This window comes from Streptomyces sp. NPDC054872, assembly GCF_053610705.1.
The window spans coordinates 259,012-280,064 of the sequence record NZ_JBSGYY010000007.1 but is presented as its reverse complement, the minus strand read 5'-3'; the positions used below and the strand labels follow the sequence as shown (position 1 = coordinate 280,064).

At 70.8% G+C, this 21,053-nt stretch carries 13 protein-coding genes; 8 read left to right on the top strand and 5 right to left on the bottom strand.

Annotated elements, in window-relative coordinates; genetic code table 11:
* Nucleotides 1-453 precede the first annotated feature (453 nt).
* From ACWGIH_RS11790 to ACWGIH_RS11780, 3 genes are all read left to right on the top strand, one after another.
* On the top strand, nt 454-1,185 hold the full coding sequence (locus ACWGIH_RS11790) for a helix-hairpin-helix domain-containing protein (RefSeq protein ID WP_453450824.1): 732 nt from the start codon (nt 454-456) through the stop codon (nt 1,183-1,185).
* Nucleotides 1,182-3,914 carry a ComEC/Rec2 family competence protein gene (locus ACWGIH_RS11785; protein WP_453450825.1) on the top strand — a complete coding sequence of 911 codons (2,733 nt, stop codon included), beginning with the start codon at nt 1,182-1,184 and terminating at the stop codon, nt 3,912-3,914. Before ACWGIH_RS11790 ends, ACWGIH_RS11785 begins: the two co-directional genes overlap by 4 nt.
* 177 nt (nt 3,915-4,091) lie before the next feature.
* Nucleotides 4,092-5,042, top strand: coding sequence for a YceI family protein (locus ACWGIH_RS11780; RefSeq protein ID WP_453450842.1), 951 nt, complete (start codon nt 4,092-4,094; stop codon nt 5,040-5,042).
* Nucleotides 5,043-5,126: 84 nt separating this feature from the next.
* Here the strand turns inward: ACWGIH_RS11780 and ACWGIH_RS11775 are convergent, their stop codons facing one another.
* The gene (locus ACWGIH_RS11775) at nt 5,127-5,372 is read right to left on the bottom strand and encodes a hypothetical protein (RefSeq protein WP_361046475.1); all 246 of its coding nucleotides are present in this window, start codon (nt 5,370-5,372) and stop codon (nt 5,127-5,129) included.
* 86 nt (nt 5,373-5,458) lie between these two features.
* Between ACWGIH_RS11775 and holA the strand changes: the two genes are divergently transcribed.
* Nucleotides 5,459-6,445 carry a DNA polymerase III subunit delta gene (gene holA, locus ACWGIH_RS11770; RefSeq protein ID WP_453450826.1) on the top strand — a complete coding sequence of 329 codons (987 nt, stop codon included), beginning with the start codon at nt 5,459-5,461 and terminating at the stop codon, nt 6,443-6,445.
* A gap of 551 nt (nt 6,446-6,996) precedes the next feature.
* On the opposite strand, the gene rpsT is transcribed toward holA, so the two are convergent.
* Complete coding sequence (gene rpsT / locus ACWGIH_RS11765) at nt 6,997-7,263, bottom strand: 30S ribosomal protein S20 (RefSeq protein ID WP_135334171.1); 267 nt, start codon at nt 7,261-7,263, stop codon at nt 6,997-6,999.
* Nucleotides 7,264-7,513: 250 nt separating this feature from the next.
* Here rpsT and lepA point away from each other — a divergent pair, with 250 nt between their 5' ends.
* Nucleotides 7,514-9,385: a translation elongation factor 4 gene (gene lepA / locus ACWGIH_RS11760; protein WP_453450827.1), complete on the top strand. Its 1,872-nt coding sequence runs from the start codon at nt 7,514-7,516 to the stop codon at nt 9,383-9,385.
* Between the two features lie 250 nt (nt 9,386-9,635).
* Nucleotides 9,636-11,525: an AMP-dependent synthetase/ligase gene (locus ACWGIH_RS11755; RefSeq protein WP_453450828.1), complete on the top strand. Its 1,890-nt coding sequence runs from the start codon at nt 9,636-9,638 to the stop codon at nt 11,523-11,525.
* A gap of 46 nt (nt 11,526-11,571) precedes the next feature.
* Here the strand turns inward: ACWGIH_RS11755 and ACWGIH_RS11750 are convergent, their stop codons facing one another.
* Entirely contained in the window at nt 11,572-12,159 is a 588-nt protein-coding gene (locus ACWGIH_RS11750; protein WP_365817067.1) for a response regulator, read from the bottom strand.
* Between the two features lie 12 nt (nt 12,160-12,171).
* Nucleotides 12,172-16,269, bottom strand: coding sequence for a HAMP domain-containing protein (locus ACWGIH_RS11745; protein ID WP_453450829.1), 4,098 nt, complete (start codon nt 16,267-16,269; stop codon nt 12,172-12,174).
* A 270-nt stretch (nt 16,270-16,539) separates the two neighbouring features.
* Between ACWGIH_RS11745 and ACWGIH_RS11740 the strand changes: the two genes are divergently transcribed.
* Nucleotides 16,540-18,462 carry a SpoIIE family protein phosphatase gene (locus ACWGIH_RS11740; protein WP_453450830.1) on the top strand — a complete coding sequence of 641 codons (1,923 nt, stop codon included), beginning with the start codon at nt 16,540-16,542 and terminating at the stop codon, nt 18,460-18,462.
* Between the two features lie 323 nt (nt 18,463-18,785).
* Complete coding sequence (hemW, locus tag ACWGIH_RS11735; RefSeq protein ID WP_453450831.1) at nt 18,786-20,018, top strand: radical SAM family heme chaperone HemW; 1,233 nt, start codon at nt 18,786-18,788, stop codon at nt 20,016-20,018.
* Between the two features lie 199 nt (nt 20,019-20,217).
* Here the strand turns inward: hemW and ACWGIH_RS11730 are convergent, their stop codons facing one another.
* Complete coding sequence (locus ACWGIH_RS11730; RefSeq protein ID WP_453450832.1) at nt 20,218-21,051, bottom strand: DUF3097 domain-containing protein; 834 nt, start codon at nt 21,049-21,051, stop codon at nt 20,218-20,220.
* Between the last annotated feature and the right edge of the window lie 2 nt (nt 21,052-21,053).

Genomic DNA, 21,053 nt, shown 5'->3' with positions numbered 1-21,053 from the left:
GGTGCACCGCAGGTGCGGACGGGGGCCGCGCGGTGGCGGCAGCCGGAGTTGCCGGAGTTGGAGGCCGTGCGGGGCGAGGCGTCGGAGGCGGAGCCGGGGTCGGAGCGGCAGGTTGCGCGGTCGCGTTCGTCGGGGCCGGAGCGGTTGGCGCGAAGGCAGGTTGGACCGGGGGCTCAGGGTGCGCCGGTGGGGCGGAGTGTGCGGACGGCTGCTGGGTCGGTGTCGCGGCAGTCGGAGGCCGTGACGTTGCCGCAGGCCGTGACGTCGCCGGAGGGTGTGACGTTGCCGGAAGGCGTGACGTTGCCGCGGGCCGTACGGCGGCAGTCTTGGGCGGCGGCGCGGTCGGATGCTGTGACCGTGCCGCCGGCTCAGGCTCAGGCGCAGGTGCGGGCCCCGGTTTCGGAGCCCCGTGGCGCCCAGCGGGCGGTGGTTTCTGGGGCGGATGGTGAGGCTGTGTCACCGTTGCCGGGACGGGTGGGGCTTGCGGTGCGGGAGCGGTTGCCGCTCTGGCTTCAGCTGCGGTGTGGTCTTGAGCGGCGCAGCCTGGTCGCGCTCCTGGTGGTCCTCGCCCTCGCGGCGGTCTTCGCCGCCCAGCACTTCTGGGCGGGGCGGACGCAACCGGTGCGGGCGCCGGACGTGGTGGGGGCCGCGCCCGATCGGGGCGCGCAGCCGTCTCCGTCGCCGGGCGCCCCGCCTTCTCCGGAGGGCGATGGCCGACCGGCGACCGGCCCCGGCGGTGGGCGGATCGTCGTGGACGTCAGTGGAAAGGTCCGCAGCCCCGGGATCTTGCGGATGCCCGCGGGTTCCAGGGTGGCCGACGCGCTCAAGGCCGCGGGCGGCGTGCGCCCCGGCGCCGATACGGACGGCCTCAACCGTGCCCGTCTCCTCATCGACGGCGAACAGGTCGTGGTCGGCGCTCCGGTGACGGCACCGGCAGCTCCGGCGGTACCTGGCGCGGGGGCGGCCGCAGGGGCGACGGGAGCGAGCCCCGCCGCTCCGGTCGGCCTGAACACGGCCACCGCCGAGCAACTCGACGAACTGCCGGGCGTCGGTCCCGTGCTGGCGCAGCACATCATCGACTACCGCACGGAACACGGCGGATTCCGCGCGGTGGACGAGCTGCGGGAGGTCAATGGAATCGGGGACAAGCGTTATGCCGACCTGCAGAACCTCGTGCGGCCATGAGAGCGCCGAGCCGGGCGGGCGTCGCGCCAGAACCGCCAAGGAGTCCGGGCCATCCCGCCGTTCACGCGCCGGGCGGCCGCCGGCTCGCGGGATCCCTGCCACGCCCGGAGGGCCCGCTGGACCTGCGCCTCGTACCGCCCGCCCTCGCGGCGTGGGGCACCGCGGCCCTGACGCTGGACGCCTCGCCTCGGTGGGTGATCGCAGCCGTGGTGGTCTGTGTGGCGGTGGCCGGAGTCCTGCTGGTGACGTGGACGGTGAGGGGGCGACGGGACGGGCGGGAAGTGCGGGCCGCGACAGAGCCGGCCGATGGCTGGCAGCAGCGACAGCGGCAACCCTGGCAGCGGGTGTCCGTGGCCGCCGTCCTCCTCTGTGCCGCGGCGGGCGCCACCTCAGCGGCACTCCATGGGGCCGATCTGCGCCGGGGGCCGGTCCCTTCCCTGGCGCGTCACTATGCCGAAGCGGAGGTCGAGTTGGAGGTCACGTCCGACCCCCGGCTGACCCGGCCCCGCATCACGGGGGCGCATGCGATGCCGCCCTCCGTCATGTTGAACGCGGAGATCGTCCGGGTGACGTCGCCGGACGGCAGTACCTCCGTGACACGCACCCCGGCCCTGGTTTTCGCCGAGGGCGCCGGGAGTGCCGAGAGCACTGAGAGCGCCGAGGGCGCCGGGAGTGCCGAGAGCGGGGGTTCCGTCGGGCCCTGGCGGAAGGGCCGCGAGGCTTCTTCGGCCCCGTGGACCAGGGCCCGTTGGCTCGCGCTGCTGCCTTCGACCAGGGTGCGTGTTCAGGCGAGCCTTGCGCCTCCCTTGCCGCGGGGTGACCGTGTCGCGGCGGTGCTGCGGGTGTCCGGGGAGTCGGCGGCACGGGTGGTCGAGGGGCCGTCAGGGCCGCAGCGGGTGGCGGGGCGGTTGCGGGGCGGACTGCGCGAAGCCACGGACGGTCTGCCGCCCGACGCGCGGGCGTTGTTGCCCGGGCTGGTGGTGGGGGACACCTCGCGCGTGCCGGCCGAGCTGGAAGAGGCGTTCAGGGCGACCGATCTGACGCATCTCCTGGCGGTGAGCGGGGCCAACCTCACGATCGTCCTCGCCCTGCTCATCGGTCCGCCCGGCCTCGCGCAGCGTGCTGAGCGCCGGGGCATCGCGCCACGGCTGGGGATTCCGCTGCGGGCGACCGCGTTGCTGGGCGGCGCCCTCACCCTCGGCTTCGTCATCGTCTGCCGACCGGACCCCAGTGTGCTGCGGGCCGCGGCCTGCGGGCTGATCGCGCTGCTCGCCATTGGCACAGGGCGGCGCCGTTCGCTGGTCCCGGCCCTGGCCGCCGCCGTACTGCTGCTCGTTCTGTACGACCCGTGGCTGGCCCGAAGCCCTGGCTTCCTGCTCTCCGTCCTGGCCACCGGAGCGCTGCTCACTCTCGCCCCGAGGTGGAGTGCTGCCCTGCGAAGACGTCGGGTTCCTTCTCGGTTGGCGGAGGCGTTGGCCGCCGCGGCCGCCGCGCAGGCGGTGTGCGCGCCCGTCGTCGCGGTCATCGCGGCACGGGTGAGCCTGGTGGCGGTGCCCTGCAATCTCCTCGCGGAGGTGGCCGTGGCGCCCGCCACGGTCCTCGGCTTCGCCACGCTCGCGGCCGCCCCGATCGCGATGCCGGTGGCCAAGGCCCTTGCGTGGTGCGCGAGTTGGCCGACGGGGTGGATCGCGGACATCGCCCGCGCGGGTGCGGGGCTGCCCGGCAGCGGGGTCGACTGGCCCGGCGGTTGGCGCGGGGGTCTGCTGCTCGCCCTCGCCACGGTCGGCGTGGTGCTGGTCGGCCGCAGGCTCATCAGGCACCTGTGGCTCAGCGCGGCCTGCGCCCTGCTGCTTCTCCTCGCGGTCGTGCAGCCGCCGCCCCTCACTCGGGTGATCGCGGGCTGGCCACCGCCGGGGTGGCGGTTCGCGATGTGTGACGTGGGCCAGGGGGACGCGACGGTGCTCGCCGCCGGGGACGGGGCCGGGGTGGTCGTCGACGCGGGGCCCGACCCGGTGCTCGTGGACCGCTGTCTGCGTTCGCTGGGCGTGACCCGTGTGCCGCTCGTGCTGCTGACGCACTTCCACGCTGATCACGTGGCGGGTCTGCCGGGGGTGCTGCGGGGGCGTTCGGTGGGGGCGATCCAGACGACGGGGTATCAGGAGCCGCCGGAGCAGGCGCGGTTCGTACGGGCGCAGGCGGCTGCCCATCGGGTCCCGGTGAGTCACGCCGTGGCGGGGGAGCGGCGCCGCACGGGTGCGGGCACCCTCGACTGGCAGGTCCTCTGGCCCATGGCGGCCGGTCCGGGGACGGAGCCGACCCCCGACGGTGCGAACGACGCCAGCGTGACCCTGCTCGTCCGGGCCATGGGGGTGACCTTGCTCCTGCTCGGTGATCTCGAACCGCCCGCCCAGCGAGCCCTGACACGCACCCCGGCCGTGGCGGCGCTGCCACCCGTGGACGTGCTCAAGGTCGCCCACCACGGGTCGGCCTACCAGGACCCCGAACTCCTGCGGAGGGCGGCGCCGCGCCTCGCCCTCATCTCCTGCGGGCGGGACAACTCGTACGGGCACCCGGCGCCCCGCACGCTCGCGGCGCTGCGGGCCGGGGAAGCGGAGGTGTTGCGAACGGATACCGACGGCTCGATCGCGGTGTCCGGCCCGACCGGCAGGTCGGCGGCCGGGCCGAGGAACGGAGCTCCGCCCTTGGAGGTGACCACCCGTCCCCCATGACAAGCCGCCCCGAGCAGTCAAACCCCCACCCAGGAGGACCAATTCGGTTACTCGCGACAGTTTCAGCGCTAACGCGGGATTTCAGCGCAGTGGGCTCGTGTTGCATCGAATGCGGCAACGGTGATCGAATGCCTCTTCGTGACCAGAGTTGTCAAGGTGCGCGGGGGTGTGTCGCAAATGTTCGGCCGTTGGCTGGGAGACCGTACGAACCGAGCCGGCCGGATGAACGGAGCCGGAGCAGGAGCCGGTGGGTTGGGCCGTGCCGGTCAGGCCGGGCGAGCGGGGCGAGGAGGCGGGCCTCTTTCCGCGCTGGCGGTTCCGCCCAGTGCGGGGGTGCTCAGTTGCCGGGTGCTCGACCCCGTGAATGAGCCCGTGCGGCACGCGGAGTTCGCGGTCAGCGATGCCATGGGGCGCAAGGTCGTCGGTGGGGGGCTCGACCCGTACGGCTCGTTCGTGGCGACCGTTCCTGCCGGGGACTACCGTCTGGCGGTCTCGGCGGAGGGATTCACGCCGTACCGGGCGAACGCCACGGTCGGGGAGAGCGCGCACGCCTCGCTCGGTGACGTCATGCTCCAGATAGCCCCGCCCCCGGCGCTGCCCGAGCCCGGCGACTGGGAGATCGACCCGCTGCACTCCTCGGTCGCCTTCACCGCGCGGCACATCGGTCTTGCCCGTATCCACGGCCGCTTCAACAGCTTCGCGGGGGCCATACGGCTGGGGGAGCGCATGGAGGAGTCCGCGATGCACGTCGTCATCGACGCCGCCTCCATCGACACCGCGGTGCGGATGCGCGACGACCACCTGCGGTCCAAGGACTTCCTCGACGTGGAGCGCTTCCCCACGATGGAGTTCTACAGCGACCGCTTCGTGCACAAGGGCGGCACCCGCTGGGCGATCACGGGCGGCCTGACGCTGCACGGCGTGACGCGCACGGTGACGCTGGAGACGGAGTACCTCGGGGTGGGCCAGGGCCTGGAGGGCGAGACCCGGGTGGCCTGCCGCGCCTCCACCGAGCTGCATCGCGACGACTTCACGATCAACTGGCAGACGATGCTCGCCCGTGGCATCGCCGCGGTCGGGCCCAGCATCTCGATCGACCTGGACATCCAGGTCCTGCCCAAGAGCTGACGCCCCGGGCGCCTTCGGGCGAAGGGCCGTCACGGAACGGCCGTCACGGAAGGCCGTCACGGAACGGCCGTCACGGAAGGGCCGTCACGGAGCTTCGAGCCAGCCCTCGTGCTCGGCCGCCAGATCGTCCAGTGCCGTCCGGTCCAGGCGCCTCTCCGGGTCCTCGACCACGACCAGCCACTGGGCGTCCTCGGCGTCGTCCTCGCCGGCCAGGGCGTCACGGACGAGCTGGGGCTGCTCGCGCACGCCGAAACGGTCGGGGAGTTCTTCGGCCACTTCCTCCGCGGCATCGCGGTCGGGCAGCACCAGGACATGTCGTACGTCGGTCACCCGCTCATTCTCCGATACGGGGGGAGGCGGCCGGGAACCGGCTGTACGGGACGGGCTGTCAGTGCCGCGTGGGATGCTTTACCGCGATGGCCAGGAAGACAGATACCGCCGACCCGCTCGCTCCCCTCACGCTCGCCGTGGGCCAGGAGGACCTCCTCCTCGACCGCGCCGTGCAGCAGGTGGTCGCGGCCGCCCGTGCCGCTGACGCAGACACGGACGTGCGCGACCTCACCTCCGACCAGCTGCAGCCCGGCACCCTCGCCGAGCTGACCAGTCCCTCGCTCTTCGCCGAGCGCAAGGTCGTGATCGTACGCAACGCGCAGGATCTGTCGGCCGACACGGTCAAGGACGTGAAGGCGTATCTCACGTCGCCGGCCGAGGAGATCACCCTCGTCCTGCTGCACGCGGGCGGAGTCAAGGGCAAGGGGCTGCTCGACGCCGCGCGCAATGCCGGGGCCCGTGAGGTCGCCTGCCCCAAGATGACGAAGGCCGCGGACCGGCTCTCGTTCGTGCGGAGCGAGTTCCGCGCCCTTGGCCGTTCGGCCACTCCCGAGGCGTGCCAGGCCCTGGTCGACTCGATCGGCAGCGATCTGCGGGAGCTCGCATCGGCGGTGTCCCAGCTGGTGGCCGACGTCGAGGGCACGATCGACGAGGCCGTCGTCGGCCGCTACTACACGGGCCGGGCCGAGGCCTCCAGTTTCACCGTGGCCGACCGTGCGGTGGAGGGGCGGGCCGCCGAGGCGCTCGAGGCGTTGCGCTGGTCCCTGTCGACCGGTGTCGCTCCCGTACTGATCACCAGCGCGTTGGCACAGGCCGTGCGGGCGATCGGGAAGCTGTCCTCCGCGAGGGGCGGGCGGCCGGCGGACCTGGCCCGTGAGCTGGGGATGCCGCCGTGGAAGATCGACCGGGTCCGGCAGCAGATGCGGGGGTGGTCTCCCGACGGGGTGGCGGTGGCTCTGCGGGCCTGCGCGGAGGCTGACGCGGGCGTCAAGGGCGGGGGCGATGATCCCGAGTACGCCCTGGAGAAGGCCGTGGTCACCATCGCTCGTGCGGCGAGGTCCCGGCGGGGCTAGGCGTCGCGCGGGGCGCTTCGAGCGGGGTGCGGTGTCTGTCTGCGGGCCCGCTGTGCTTGTTCGCGCAGTTCCTCGGGCCCCTGGGGGGTGTCCGACGGTGTGTGTCCGCGGGGCCGTCGTGGTTGTTCGCGCAGTTCCTCGCGCCCCTGGGGGGATGTCCGACGGGGTCTGTCTGCGGGGCCGTCGTGGTTGTTCGCGCAGTTCCTCGCGCCCCTGAGGGGATGTCCGACGGTGTCTGTCTGCGGGTCCGTCGTGCCTGGTCGCAGTCGTGCAGTTCCCCGCGCCCCTATCACTCACCGGCGCCCCCATCATTCACCCGCGCCCCCCATCACACCCTGGCGCCCCATCTCTCACCCGCACCCCCACCACTGCACCCCCACCACTCACCCGCGCCGCCCCCCCACCCCCAGACACAGCAATGCCCCCGGAGTGGGCCGGGGGCATCGTCGCAGCGTGGCGTACTGCGTGGTCTGTCCGCGATTCGAGGTAGAGGGCTCGAATTACCCTCGCGGGAGGATTGATCAGCGCCCCGGCGGACCGGGGCAAGGGGTTCAGCCCTGGAGGGTCGCAACCTTCGAAGCAAGCGCCGACTTCTTGTTGGCGGCCTGGTTCTTGTGGATGACACCCTTCGAGACAGCCTTGTCGAGCTGACGCGAAGCCTCACGCGTCGCCTCGACGGCCTTCTGGGTGTCGCCTGCGGCAACGGCCTCGCGGGCCTTGCGGATCGCGGTCTTCAGCGAAGACTTGACCGCCTTGTTGCGCTGACGCGCCTTCTCGTTGGTCTTGATCCGCTTGATCTGGGACTTGATGTTCGCCACGAAAGAGCCTTTTCAGGTTCAGGTACTGCAGAGGTACTGCAGATGAGTTTCTTTGACATGTGCCTCAGGGCTGAGAGGGCCAGGAGACACAGCTGCCCAGATTACCAGCCGCTCCCCGACCGGCCCAATCCGGGCCCCGCGCTCCACCCCGACCGGCCCACACCGGGTCCAGTGCCTCACCCATGGGACCATGGAACCTACGTATAGATCCGACCCGAGGCGACAGGCGCCTCAAGAGACAGGACCCTGCGTGCCCGCGACCCCTAAAAATGTGCCCGAGCCGAGCCGTACCGACCCGGCTCTGATCCGTAATTTCTGCATCATCGCGCACATCGACCACGGCAAGTCCACGCTCGCCGACCGGATGCTCCAGCTGACCGGCGTGGTCGACCAGCGCCAGATGCGTGCTCAGTACCTCGACCGCATGGACATCGAGCGCGAGCGCGGCATCACGATCAAGTCCCAGGCGGTGCGTCTGCCCTGGGCCCCCACGGAGGGGCCCGAGAAGGGCAGTACCCACGTTCTCAACATGATCGACACCCCGGGGCACGTGGACTTCACGTACGAGGTGTCGCGCTCGCTGGCGGCCTGTGAGGGCACGATCCTCCTGGTCGACGCGGCGCAGGGCATCGAGGCGCAGACTCTCGCCAACCTCTATCTGGCGATGGAGAACGACCTCAAGATCGTTCCGGTGCTCAACAAGATCGACCTGCCGGCCGCGCAGCCGGAGAAGTTCTCCGAGGAGCTCGCCAACCTCATCGGTTGCGACCCCGAGGACGTGCTGAAGGTCTCCGCGAAGACCGGCATGGGCGTCGAGGCGCTCCTCGACAAGGTCGTCGCCGAGGTCCCGCCGCCGGTCGGTGTCGCCGACGCGCCCGCCCGCGCGATGATCTTCGACTCGGTGTACGACTCGTACCGGGGCGTCGTGACGTACGTCCGTGTGGTCGACGGCCAGCTCAACAAGCGTGAGCGGATCCGGATGATGTCCACCGGGGCCACGCACGAGCTGCTCGAGATCGGTGTGTCGTCCCCCGAGATGACCCCGGCCGACGGCATCGGCGTCGGCGAGGTGGGCTACATCATCACCGGCGTGAAGGACGTCCGTCAGTCCAAGGTCGGTGACACGATCACCTCCCTGCACAAGGGCGCCACCGAGGCCCTCGGCGGTTACAAGGACCCGAAGCCGATGGTCTTCTCGGGTCTGTATCCGCTGGACGGCTCGGAGTACCCCGACCTGCGCGAGGCCCTGGACAAGCTGCAGCTCAACGACGCCGCGCTGGTCTACGAGCCGGAGACCTCGGCCGCGCTCGGCTTCGGCTTCCGCGTGGGCTTCCTGGGTCTGCTGCACCTCGACGTGATCCGTGAGCGGCTCGAGCGCGAGTTCGGACTCGACCTCATCGCCACCGCTCCGAACGTGGTCTACCGCGTGGTCATGGAGGACGGCACCGAGCACACGGTCACCAACCCGAGTGAGTTCCCCGAGGGCAAGATCGACGAGGTCTTCGAGCCCGTCGTGCGCGCCACGCTCCTCGCGCCCAGTGAGTTCATCGGCTCGATCATGGAGCTGTGCCAGAACCGGCGCGGCACCCTGCTCGGCATGGACTACCTCTCCGAGGACCGCGTGGAGATCCGCTACACGCTGCCCCTCGCCGAGATCGTCTTCGACTTCTTCGACCAGCTCAAGTCCAAGACGCGCGGTTACGCATCGCTGGACTACGAGCCCACCGGCGAGCAGTCCGCCCAGCTCGTCAAGGTCGACATCCTGCTGCACGGCGACAAGGTCGACGCCTTCTCCGCCGTCACCCACAAGGACGCCGCGTACGCGTACGGCGTGCGGCTCGTCGCCAAGCTGCGCGAGCTCATCCCGCGCCAGGCCTTCGAGATTCCCGTGCAGGCCGCGATCGGTTCCCGGGTCATCGCCCGCGAGACCATCCGCGCCATCCGCAAGGACGTCCTCGCCAAGTGCTACGGCGGTGACATCTCCCGTAAGCGCAAGCTCCTCGAGAAGCAGAAGGAGGGCAAGAAGCGCATGAAGATGGTCGGCTCCGTCGAGGTGCCGCAGGAAGCCTTCATCGCGGTGCTCTCCAGTGACGAGAGCGGTCCGGGCAAGGCGAAGAAGTAGCTCACGCCTCGGCCGCCGTCCCGTCCGGCACGGGCGTCACACCGGCATCTCAGCGGGTCCGTCGCGCTTCTGCGCGGCGGACCCGTTCTTGTAGGAAGTGACAGGCAGAAGCCCCTTACGCACCGGGCTTCGGCGCTCTACTCTGATCACTGCTCGTAGGTTACTCGCAAGTTAAACAAGACCCTCGCAAGTTCAACAAGACCAGCAGCCGCCAGCCAGTCGCCGCATAGTCGCGGGTCCGGAGGATGTCGTGAGCGACACACAGACCTTGATCGAGAACCGTCCGCCGTCCGTGGCCCAACTCTTCCTGGAGCGCGTGGCGGCCACGCCCGACGCGGAGGCCTACCGCTACCCGGTGCCCGCCGCGTCCGGCGAGGGCCCCGACGACTGGAAGTCGCTGAGCTGGGGACAGGCCGCCGAGCGCGTCTACGCCATCGCGGCCGGTCTGATCGAGCTCGGTCTCGCGCCCGAGGACCGGGTGGCGCTCGCCTCGTCCACGCGGGTCGAGTGGATCCTCGCCGACCTCGGCATCCTCTGCGCGGGTGCGGCCACCACCACGGTGTACCCGCAGACCAATGCCGAGGAGTCCACCTACATCCTGGCCGACTCCGACAGCCGGGTCCTGATCGCGGAGAACGCCGAGCAGCTCGCCAAGGCGCGCGAGAAGCGGGCCGAGCTGCCCGATCTGCGGCATGTCGTGGTGATCGACGCCGAGGGCGCGGGCCCCGCCGAAGGCGACCCCGAGGGCTGGGTGCTCACCCTCGCCGACCTGGAGGCGCGCGGCGCCGCCCATCTGGAGAAGAACCCGGAGGCGGTCAAGGAGCGGATCGCCGCGATCACCAAGGACCAGCTCGCCACGATCATCTACACCTCCGGCACCACGGGTAAGCCCAAGGGCGTGCGCCTGCCGCAGGACAACTGGTCGTACATGGCCAAGGCCATCGCGGCGACCGGGCTGCTCGGCCCGGACGACGTGCAGTACCTGTGGCTGCCGCTCGCGCACGTCTTCGGCAAGGTGCTGACCTCGGGCCAGATCGAGCTCGGGCACGTCACCGCGGTCGACGGCCGCGTCGACAAGATCATCGAGAACCTGCCGGTGGTGCAGCCGACGTACATGGCCGCCGTGCCGCGCATCTTCGAGAAGGTCTACAACGGGGTCGCGGCCAAGGCCAGGGCCGGCGGCGGCGCCAAGTACAAGATCTTCCTGTGGGCCGCCGAGGTCTCCCGCGAGTACGCGAAGGTCAGCCAGGACAACTTCCGCAGGACCGGCAACGCGTCCGTGCCCTTCGGCCTCGGTGCCAAGCACAAGGTCGCCGACACGCTCGTCTACTCCAAGCTGCGCGAGGCCTTCGGCGGAAGGCTGCGCGCCGCCGTCTCCGGGTCGGCCGCGCTCGCCCCCGACATCGGCTACTTCTTCGCCGGCGCGGGCATCCACATCCTGGAGGGCTACGGCCTCACCGAGTCCTCGGCCGCCTCCTTCGTCAACCCCGGCGAGGCCTACCGCACCGGCACCGTCGGCAAGCCGCTGCCCGGCACCGAGGTCCGGATCGCGGACGACGGCGAGATCCTGCTGCGCGGCCCCGGCATCATGGAGGGCTACCACGGCCTTCCGGAGAAGACCGCCGAGGTCCTGGAGTCCGACGGCTGGTTCCACACCGGCGACATCGGCGAGCTGTCCGCGGACGGCTATCTGCGGATCACCGACCGCAAGAAGGACCTGATCAAGACCTCCGGCGGCAAGTACATCGCGCCCGCCGAGGTCGAGGGTCAGTTCAAGGCCGTCTGCCCGTACGTCTCCAACATCCTGGTGCACGGCGCCGACCGGAACTTCTGCACCGCCCTGATCGCGCTCGACGAGCCGTCCATCCTGGCCTGGGCCAAGGACAACGGCCTGGACGGCAAGAGCTACGCAGACGTGGTCGCGGCCCCGGCGACGATCGCCCTGGTTGAGGGCTACGTGAAGGAGCTCAACGAAGGCCTCCAGCGCTGGCAGACCGTCAAGAAGTTCAAGCTGCTGCCCCGCGACCTGGACATCGAGCACGGTGAACTGACGCCGAGCCTGAAGCTGAAGCGCCCGGTCGTCGAGCGCGAGTACCAGCACCTGATCGACGAGATGTACGCGGGCTCGCGCGAGGCCTGAGCCCCGACGCCCGTACGCGGGCGGGGGGTGGTGCCCGACTCGTGGGTCAGCCGCCGCCCCGCCCGCGCCGCATCTCCTTCACCAGCTCCTCCATGTGCGTCACGTGGTGGCGCAGCTCGAGGATGTCCCCGAGGCTGCTGGCCGCCATGTGCGTCTCGATGGCCGAGAGGCGGGCCGCGAGCTCGTCGAACTGCTGCTGCTCGCGGGCCAGGATCTTCTCCAGCTGCTGGTTCTTGCGGTGCAGTTCGAGGAAGACGGTGACCTTGGCCCGCAGCACCCACGGGTCGAACGGCTTCGTGAGGTAGTCCGCGGCACCTGTCGCGTAGCCCCGGAAGGCATAGCCCGCGTCGTTGTCGGTGCCCGTCAGGAAGATGATGGGCACGTCCTTGGTCTGGTCGAGCCGTTTGATGTTCGACGCGGTCTCGAAGCCGTCCATCCCCGGCATGCGGACGTCGAGGAGGATCACGGCGAAACGTTGGCGCAGGAGGGCCTTCATCGCCTCCTCGCCCGAACGGGCGCGTACCAGTGGTTCGTTGAGTGACCCCAGGACGGCTTCGAGCGCCATCAGATTGTCCTCCATGTCATCGACGAGGAGGATGCTCGCGCGGTTGTCGGTCAGGACCTCTGTGCTCATGGTGGCGGTGCCTCACTCGATCGTCGGCGGAACAGCGGCCTCCCCATGAGCGCCTGCCGGTTCCGGTGAAACGGTCGTATCTGTGGTGGTGGGGGTGTCCGGCGCTGTCCTGTCCGCGCTCTCGGGTGCCAGAAGCGCGCAGGCGACGGTGAGCAGCTGGTCCACGTCCACGGGTTTGGGTACATAGTCGTTGGCGCCCTGCTCGATGGCCTTCTCGCGGTCGCCGGGCATCGCCTTGGCGGTCAGGGCGATGATGGGGAGGCCGGTCCAGCGCGGGGTGCGGCGGATCGCGGCGATGGTCTCGTAGCCGTCCATCTCCGGCATCATGATGTCCATCAGGATGAGGTCGGTGTCGGGGTTGCGCTCCAGGGTCTCGATGCCTTCGCGGCCGTTCTCCGCGTAGAGGACCGGCATGCCGACGCGGCTCAGCACATGGGTGAGCGCGAAGACGTTGCGGATGTCGTCGTCCACGATCAGGACGCGGCGCCCGCGCAGTATGCGGCCCGCGGGCCCCTCGCGGTACTCCTCCAGCTTGGTCGGCGTCGGCCAGCTGTCGTTCTGTTCGTGGAAGGTGTGCGGGGACATGGTGACCCGCTCCTCCTGCGGCTCCGGCGTGGTCAACGACCTGGTCGCCGCGTACGCCGCCGCCGCGGGGCCGTGCCCGGGGTGCACCACGGGCACGTAGAGCGAGAAGGTGGAGCCCTGCCCCGGGCTGCTCTCCGCGGTGATGCGGCCGCCGAGGAGACCGGCGATCTCGCGGCTGATGGAGAGGCCGAGGCCGGTGCCGCCGTACTTGCGGTTGGTGGTGCCGTCGGCCTGCTGGAACGCCTCGAAGATGGCCGGGAGCTGATCGGCCGGGATGCCGATGCCGGTGTCCGTGACGGCGAAGCAGAGGCGGTCGCCGCCGTCGTGGAGGCGCAGCTCTCCGGTGTTCTTGACGCGGCTGACGCGCAGCTCGACCCGGCCGCTCGCGGTGAACTTGACCGCGTTCGACAGGAGGTTGCGCAGGATCTGCTGGAGCCGCTGCTCGTCGGAGAACATCTCGCGCGGCACGTCCTCGCCGACCGACACCTCGAAGGCGAGCCCACGGTCCAGGGTCAGCGGGCGGAACGTCGCGTGGACGTAGTCGAGGACCTTGATGAGGGGGAGCTTCTTGGGACGTACGTCCATCCGGCCCGCCTCGATCTTCGACAGGTCCAGGATGTCGTTGATGAGCTGGAGGAGGTCGGAGCCCGAGCGGTGGATGGTGGTCGCGAACTGCACTTCCTGGTCGGAGAGATGGCTGTCGGGGTTGTCGGAGAGCAGCCGGGCCAGGATGAGCAGGGAGTTCAGCGGTGTCCGCAGCTCGTGCGACATGTTCGCGAGGAACTCCGACTTGTACTGCGACGACGTGGCGAGGAGCGCCGCCTTCTCCTCGAGCTCGGCGTTCGAGCGCTGCAACTCCGCCTGCTGGAGCTGGAGTTCGTCCGAACGGTCCTGGAGCTGCGTGGCGAGCCGCTGGGACTCGCTGAGCAGTGACTCCGTACGGGAGTTGGCGATGATGGTGTTGATCGCGACGCCGATGGTGCTCACGAACTGGTCGAAGAAGGCCAGGTGCACGTCCGAGAAGCGGGAGAACGTGGCCAGCTCGATGACGCCGAGCAGCTTGTCCTCGAAGAGGATGGGGATGATCACCAGGCTGGCCGGGGCGGCGTCCCCGAGGCCCGAGGTGATCTTGATGTAGTCGGGCGGCACCTCGTCCACGAGGATCCGCTTCTTCTCCAGGGCCGCCTGCCGCACCAGGCCGTGCGCGGGCATCGCGCCCGTGTCGACGACCGAGCCCTGCGCCGAGCCGTACCCCGCGATGAAGGCGAGGCCCTTGACCGGGGGAGTCTGCAGCGTCGTGGTGTCCCCGGCCTCCGGGTCGGCCAGGAAGAAGGCGCCGTACTGCGCGTTCACCAGCGGGGTCAGCTCACGCAGGATCAGGTCCGCGACCTCCATCAGGTCGCGGTGGCCCTGCATCAGACCCGCGAGACGGGCCAGGTTCGACTCCAGCCAGTCCTTGGCGCGGGTTGTCTCGCGGAGGTTGGAGACCATGACGTTGATGTTGTTCTTGAGCTCGGAGACCTCGCCGCGGGTCTCGACGGTGATGGACCGGGTCATGTCGCCCTGCGCCACGGCCGACGCTACCTCCGCGATGGCGCGGACCTGGGTGGTGAGGTTCAGGGCGAGTTCGTTCACGTTCGTCGTCAGGCGTTTCCATGTGCCGTAGACGCCCTCGACTCGGGCCTGGCCGCCCAGTTGGCCCTCGGAGCCGACCTCGCGGGCCACGCGGGTGACCTCGGACGAGAAGGAGGACAGCGTGTCCACCATGGTGTTGATGGTGGTCTTCAGCTCCAGGATCTCGCCGCGGGCGTCCACGTCGATCTTCTTGGAGAGGTCACCCTGGGCCACCGCCGTCGCGACCTGCGCGATGTTGCGGACCTGGCCGGTGAGGTTGTCGGCCATGTAGTTGACGTTGTCCGTGAGGTCCTTCCACACGCCCGATACGCCGAGCACCTGGGCACGGCCGCCGAGCCGGCCGTCCGTGCCGACCTCACGGGCCACGCGGGTCACCTCGTCCGCGAAGGCACGCAGCTGCTCCACCATCGTGTTGACGGTGTCCTTCAGCTCCAGGATCTCGCCGCGCGCCGTCACCGTGATCATCTTGGACAGGTCGCCGTTGGCGACGGCCGTGGTGACCTGGGCGATGTTGCGCACCTGGGAGGTGAGGTTCAGCGCCATGAAGTTGACGTTGTCGGTGAGGTCCTTCCAGACGCCGGACACGCCGCGCACCTGGGCCTGGCCGCCGAGGTTGCCCTCGGTGCCGACCTCGCGGGCGACGCGGGTGACCTCGTCGGCGAAGGCGGAGAGCTGGTCGACCATCGTGTTGATCGTCGACTTCAGTTCGAGGATCTCGCCCTTCGCCTCGACCGTGATCTTCTTGCCGAGGTCCCCCTGGGCGACGGCCGTCGACACCAGAGCGATGTTGCGCACCTGGGAGGTGAGGTTGTCGGCCATGAAGTTGACGTTGTCGGTGAGGTCCTTCCAGACCCCGGACACGCCGCGCACCTGAGCGCGACCACCCAGGTTTCCCTCCGTGCCGACCTCGCGGGCCACGCGGGTGACCTCGTCGGCGAAGGCGGAGAGCTGGTCGACCATCGTGTTGACCGTCGACTTCAGCTCCAGGATCTCGCCCCGGGCGTCCACGGTGATCTTCTGGCTCAGGTCGCCGTTGGCGACCGCCGTGGTGACCTGGGCGATGTTCCGCACCTGGGAGGTGAGGTTGGACGCCATGAAGTTGACGTTGTCCGTGAGGTCCTTCCAGACCCCCGAGACACCACGGGCCTGCGCCCGGCCGCCCAACTGACCCTCGGTGCCGACCTCGCGGGCAACGCGGGTCACCTCGGCCGCGAACGCGGAGAGCTGCTCCACCATCGTGTTGACGGTCAGCTTCAGTTCGAGCAGCTCTCCCGTCGCCTCGACCGTGACCGTCCGCGTCAGGTCGCCCTGCGCCACCGCCGTCGTCACCAGGGCGATGTCACGCACCTGGGCGGTGAGCCGGGCGGCCATCGTGTTGACGGCCTCCGTCACGTCACGCCAACTGCCCGAGAGCCCCCGCACCTTGGCGCGCCCGCCGAGCCGCCCCTCCGTGCCGACCTCGCGTGCGACCCGGGTGACCTCGCCCGTGAAGAGCGACAGCTGGTCGACCATCGTGTTCACCGCGCGGCCAAGCCGTCGCAGGTCTCCCCGCAGCTCACGGGAGCCGTCGTGCAGATCCACGCGCTGGGTGAGGTCACCGCCCGCGACGGCGTTCAGCACGCGCGTCGCGTTGGCCGCGGGGGCGACCAGGGAGTCGAGCAGGGAGTTGGCGTCCGCCACGCGCGTGGCCCAGCTGCCCTGCCCCGGACTCGCGGTGAACCGCTCGTCGAGGTGGCCGTGCCGGATGATCTCCCGGCGTACGCGCGTGAGTTCGCTGTCGAAGTGCAGCGAGCGGTCGAGCATCTCGTTGAACACCGTGTGCAGCTCGGCGACCAGGCCGTGGCCACTCACCGTGACCTTGGTGAAGTCCCCGTCGCGCGCCGACCGCATGGCGGCCAGGAGATTGCGCAGATCGGACGCCGATTCCGGGGCGGTTTCCGAGATGTTCTCTACTTCTGCGTCCGGATCGTTCCCGGCGCGTGGCTGAGGTGTCGATGCTGGTTTCGGTGCCGGAATCCGACCGTAACCGAGCGCGGGCATAGCACTGTTATCACTCATAGCGGCCCACTTCAGTAACTCGGTGCTTATGGGCGTGGCCAGTCTGTCACTCTGTCCGTGTCGGCTGAGGCGTATTCGACCGAACTGCTCAGGAGCCGAAACGTGGGGTCCATTCCGATGCAACGGGAGAACATTTTCCGTGCGTCCACCCAGCCGGGGCACCAGCCCGGCCCGCCGGCGGTGGTGTGCACGTCGCTGCCCGGAAACCCGATGGCGCCCGCCGCCGCACGAAGGTTTGTGCGCGCCGCGCTCGCCGACTGGGTCGAGCTCTCCGTACCCGCCGCCGCGGGTGTCACCGACCGCCTCGCGGACGACGCCGTGCTGCTGGTCAGCGAGCTCGTCACGAACGCCGTCGTGCACGCGGGCACGACGGTCGAGCTGGTGTGCAGGCTCGACGAGGCGGGCCTCGGGGAGAACTGCGACACCCTGGTCATCGAGGTCTCCGACCACCACCCCGCCCGGGCGGTCCGCAGCGAACCCGCGCCCCAGCAGCCCGGCATGCCCGAGTACGGCCGCGGCCTCCAGCTCGTCGCCACCCTCTCCGACTCCTGGGGCATCACCTACCGCACCGGCACCAAGGCCGTCTGGGCCCGCCTCCCCGTCGGCGGCGTACAGGCCGGCCAGGAGATCGAGTCGTACACGAACGAGCAGGCGGCGCAGCGGGGGATGCGCGCCGCCGAGATCCTCGCGCCGATGCCCAGACGGATCACGCACGACACGGAGTGGGTCAACCGCGGCGCGCTCACCTTCCTCGCCGAGGCATCCGATCTGCTCGCCGGCCAGTTCGACGAGGACCTGGTGGCCGCGCTCGCCGGGCAGCTGCTCGTGCCGCGGCTCGCGGACTGGTGCGCCGTCTGGCTCGACGACGAGACGGAGATCGCGCCGCGCGGCTCCGCGGGCGGGGGCACGAGCTCCCGGCTCGCCCGCGTCTGGCACACGAGCGAACAGCGGATAGAGGAACTGCGCCGCAGCCTGGAGAAGGACCCGCCCCAGCTGCCCGACGCGGTGGGCTCCGGCGCCGTCCCCGTGCCCTGGCCCGGCGAGGCGTCGGTGGGAGAGGCCAGCGGCACGGCCCTGGCGTACCGCCTCACGGCGGGCGGCCGTGCGCTGGGCACGCTCGTCATCGGGCGGGCCGGGATGATGCGCTTCGCGGACGAAGTCACCGGCCTCATCGAGGACTTCAGCCGCCGCGTCGCCCTGGCCATCAGCGCGGCGCGGCGCTATCAGCGCCAGGCCACCATCAGCCAGGTCCTGCAGCGCGGCCTCCTGCCGAGCTCCGTCGCCGACATCCCCGGCGTGAGCAGCGGTGTCGTGTACGAGCCGCGGGACAAGGGCGGGCCCGGCGGTGACTTCTACGACGTGTTCCAGGCGGGCAAGAACCGCTGGTGCTTCGCGCTCGGCGACGTCCAGGGCAAGGGCGTCGAGGCGGCCGTCGTGATCGGCCTCGCCCGGCCCTGGCTGCGGCTGCTCGCCCGCGAGGGGTACGAGGTCGCGGAGGTGCTCGACCGTCTCAACCAGCTCCTCCTCGACGACGCCACCGAGGCGGCGGACGCGGCCGCGGCGGTGGTCGCCGTCGCGGGCGGCCAGGGCGTGCCGCCCGAAGGGGCCACCTCCCGCTTCCTCTCCCTCCTCTACGGCGAACTGGTGCCCATGGACGACGGGGGTGTCCGCTGCACGGTGGCCAGCGCGGGACATCCCCTGCCGCTGCTGCTCTCCCCGGACGGGAAGGTCCAGGTGGCGGCCACGCCCCAGCTGCTGCTCGGGGTCGTCGACGACGCGACGTACAAGAGCGAGACCTTCGAGCTGCGCACGGGCGACACGCTGCTCTGCGTCACGGACGGCGTGACGGAGCGGCGTACGGGCCGGCGGATGTTCGACGACGGCGACGGCCTCGCGGCGGCCCTCGCGAGCTGCGCGGGCCTCGACGCGGCTCTCGTGGCGGAGCGGATCAAGCGCATGGTGCACGAATTCTCGGACCGGCCGCCGGACGATGATCTGGCGGTGCTGGTGCTGCAGGCGGAGTGAGGCGGTGTGCGGTTGCTCGGCGGGGGTGTGGTCTGTGTGGCTGGGGGTCCGGGGGTCGTCCCCCGGGTGGGTGCAGCCTCGGGCCGGCCGCCGGATGATGATCTGGCGGTGCTGGTGCTGCAGGCGGAGTGAGGCGGTGTGCGGTTGCTCGGCGGGGGTGTGGTCTGTGTGGCTGGGGGTCCGGGGGTCGTCCCCCGGGTGGGTGCAGCCTCGGGCCGGCCGCCGGATGATGATCTGGCGGTGCTCGTGCTGCAGGCGGAGTGATGTGCGGGTGACGCACGGCAGCGGCGTCCGGGTTCTCCGGGGTGCGGGACAATCGGGGTATGCCTTCCGCACTGCCCGATGGTGAGCCCATGCCCGAGGACGGGGCCCTGCCCGCGTCCGCCCTCGCGGGTGCGGCGTCGCGTCCGCTCGGTTTCTACCTGCACGTCCCGTACTGCGCCACGCGCTGCGGGTACTGCGACTTCAACACGTACACCGCGACCGAGCTGCGTGGCTCCGGCGGTGTGCTCGCCTCACGCGACAACTACGCGGACACCCTGATCGACGAGGTGCGGCTCGCGCGCAAGACCCTGGGCGACGACCCGCGCCCGGTACGGACCGTCTTCGTCGGGGGCGGTACGCCGACGCTGCTCGCCGCGGCCGACCTGGTCCGCATGCTGGGGGCCGTGCGGGAGGAGTTCGGGCTCGCGGACGACGCGGAGATCACCACCGAGGCGAATCCGGAGTCCGTCGACCTGGCCTACCTGAGCGAGCTGCGGGCCGGCGGCTTCAACCGCGTCTCCTTCGGCATGCAGAGCGCCAAGCAGCACGTACTGAAGGTGCTCGACCGTACGCACACCCCCGGCCGGCCCGAGGCCTGCGTGGCCGAGGCGCGGGCGGCGGGGTTCGAGCACGTCAATCTGGACCTCATCTACGGGACGCCGGGCGAGACGGACGAGGACTGGCGGGCCACCCTCGACGCGGCCATCGGCGCCGGGCCCGACCACGTCAGCGCGTACGCCCTGATCGTCGAGGAGGGCACGCAGCTGGCGCGGAGGATCCGGCGCGGTGAGGTGCCCATGACCGACGACGACGTGCACGCGGACCGGTACCTGATCGCCGACGAGGTCCTCGGGGGCGCCGGATTCTCCTGGTACGAGGTGTCCAACTGGGCCACGTCCGATGCCGGGCGGTGCCTGCACAACGAGCTGTACTGGCGCGGGGCCGACTGGTGGGGGGCCGGGCCGGGGGCCCACAGCCACGTGGGGGGCGTGCGGTGGTGGAACGTCAAGCATCCCGGGGCGTACGCGGGGGCGCTGGGTGCTGGGCGCTCGCCCGGGGCCGGGCGGGAGGTTCTCGCTGCGGAGGATCGGCGGGTGGAGCGGGTCCTGCTTGAGCTGCGGCTGCTTGAGGGGTGTCCGTTGTCGTTGCTGAAGCCTGCGGGTCTTGCGGCTGCGGGGAGGGCCCTCGCGGATGGCCTCCTCCAGGCGGGCCCCTACGGGGAAGGGCGGGCCGTGCTGACCCTGCGGGGGCGGTTGTTGGCGGATGCGGTGGTGCGGGACCTGGTGGACTGAGGTTCGGGCGGTCCCTGCGGGGCTTTCCCCAATCCCACCCCTTCCCGAAATTCCGGCTCCGCCGACTCGGGGGCACCGTCATCACCGGCTCCGCCGAGTTCGTCCTCAAACGCCGGACGGGCTGAAATGACCTCGGCCGGGCTGGAGAGCTCGCGTCGGGTGGGGGCGGGACAATCCGCACCCGCACGCGGCAGGCGGGCTATTGGCCCGCCTCCGGCGGTCCCGTGACGAAGTCGATCAACTCCTCCACGCGGCCCAGCAGCGCCGGCTCCAGATCCCGGTAGCTCCGCACCGAGCCCAGGATTCGTTGCCACGCGGCGCCCGTGTTCGGGGGCCAGCCGAGCGCCTCGCAGACGCCCGTCTTCCAGTCCTGGCCGCGGGGGACCCGGGGCCACGCCGCGATCCCCACCGAGGACGGCTTCACCGCCTCCCACACGTCGATGTAGGGGTGCCCCACCACCAGGGCCGAAGAGGAATTCACCTGCGCCGCGATCCGCGATTCCTTCGAGCCGGGGACCAGGTGGTCCACCAGGACGCCCAGGCGTGCGTCGGGGCCGGGGGAGAACTCCTCGACGATCCCGGGGAGGTCGTCGATGCCCTCCAGGTACTCGACGACCACACCCTCGATCCGCAGGTCGTCGCCCCACACCCGCTCGACCAGCTCCGCGTCGTGCCGTCCCTCGACGTAGATCCGCCCGGCACGGGCGACCCGGGCCCGCGCACCCGGCACGGCCACCGAACCCGAGGCGGTACGCGTGGGACGTACGGGAGAGGAAGCAGCGGACGGGCGGACGAGGGTGACCGTCCGGCCCTCCAGGGCGAAGGCGCCCGGCGTCATGGGGAAGACACGGTGCTTGCCGAAGCGGTCCTCCAGGGTCACCGCCGGACCCTCCGCCGTCTTCTCGCAGCGGATCACCGCCCCGCAGAACCCGGTGCTCAGCTCCTCCACCACGAGGTCCGCCTCCGCGGCGACCTCCGGCACGGGCTTCGGCTTCTTCCAGGGCGGAGTGAGATCTGCGGAGTACTGGCGCATTC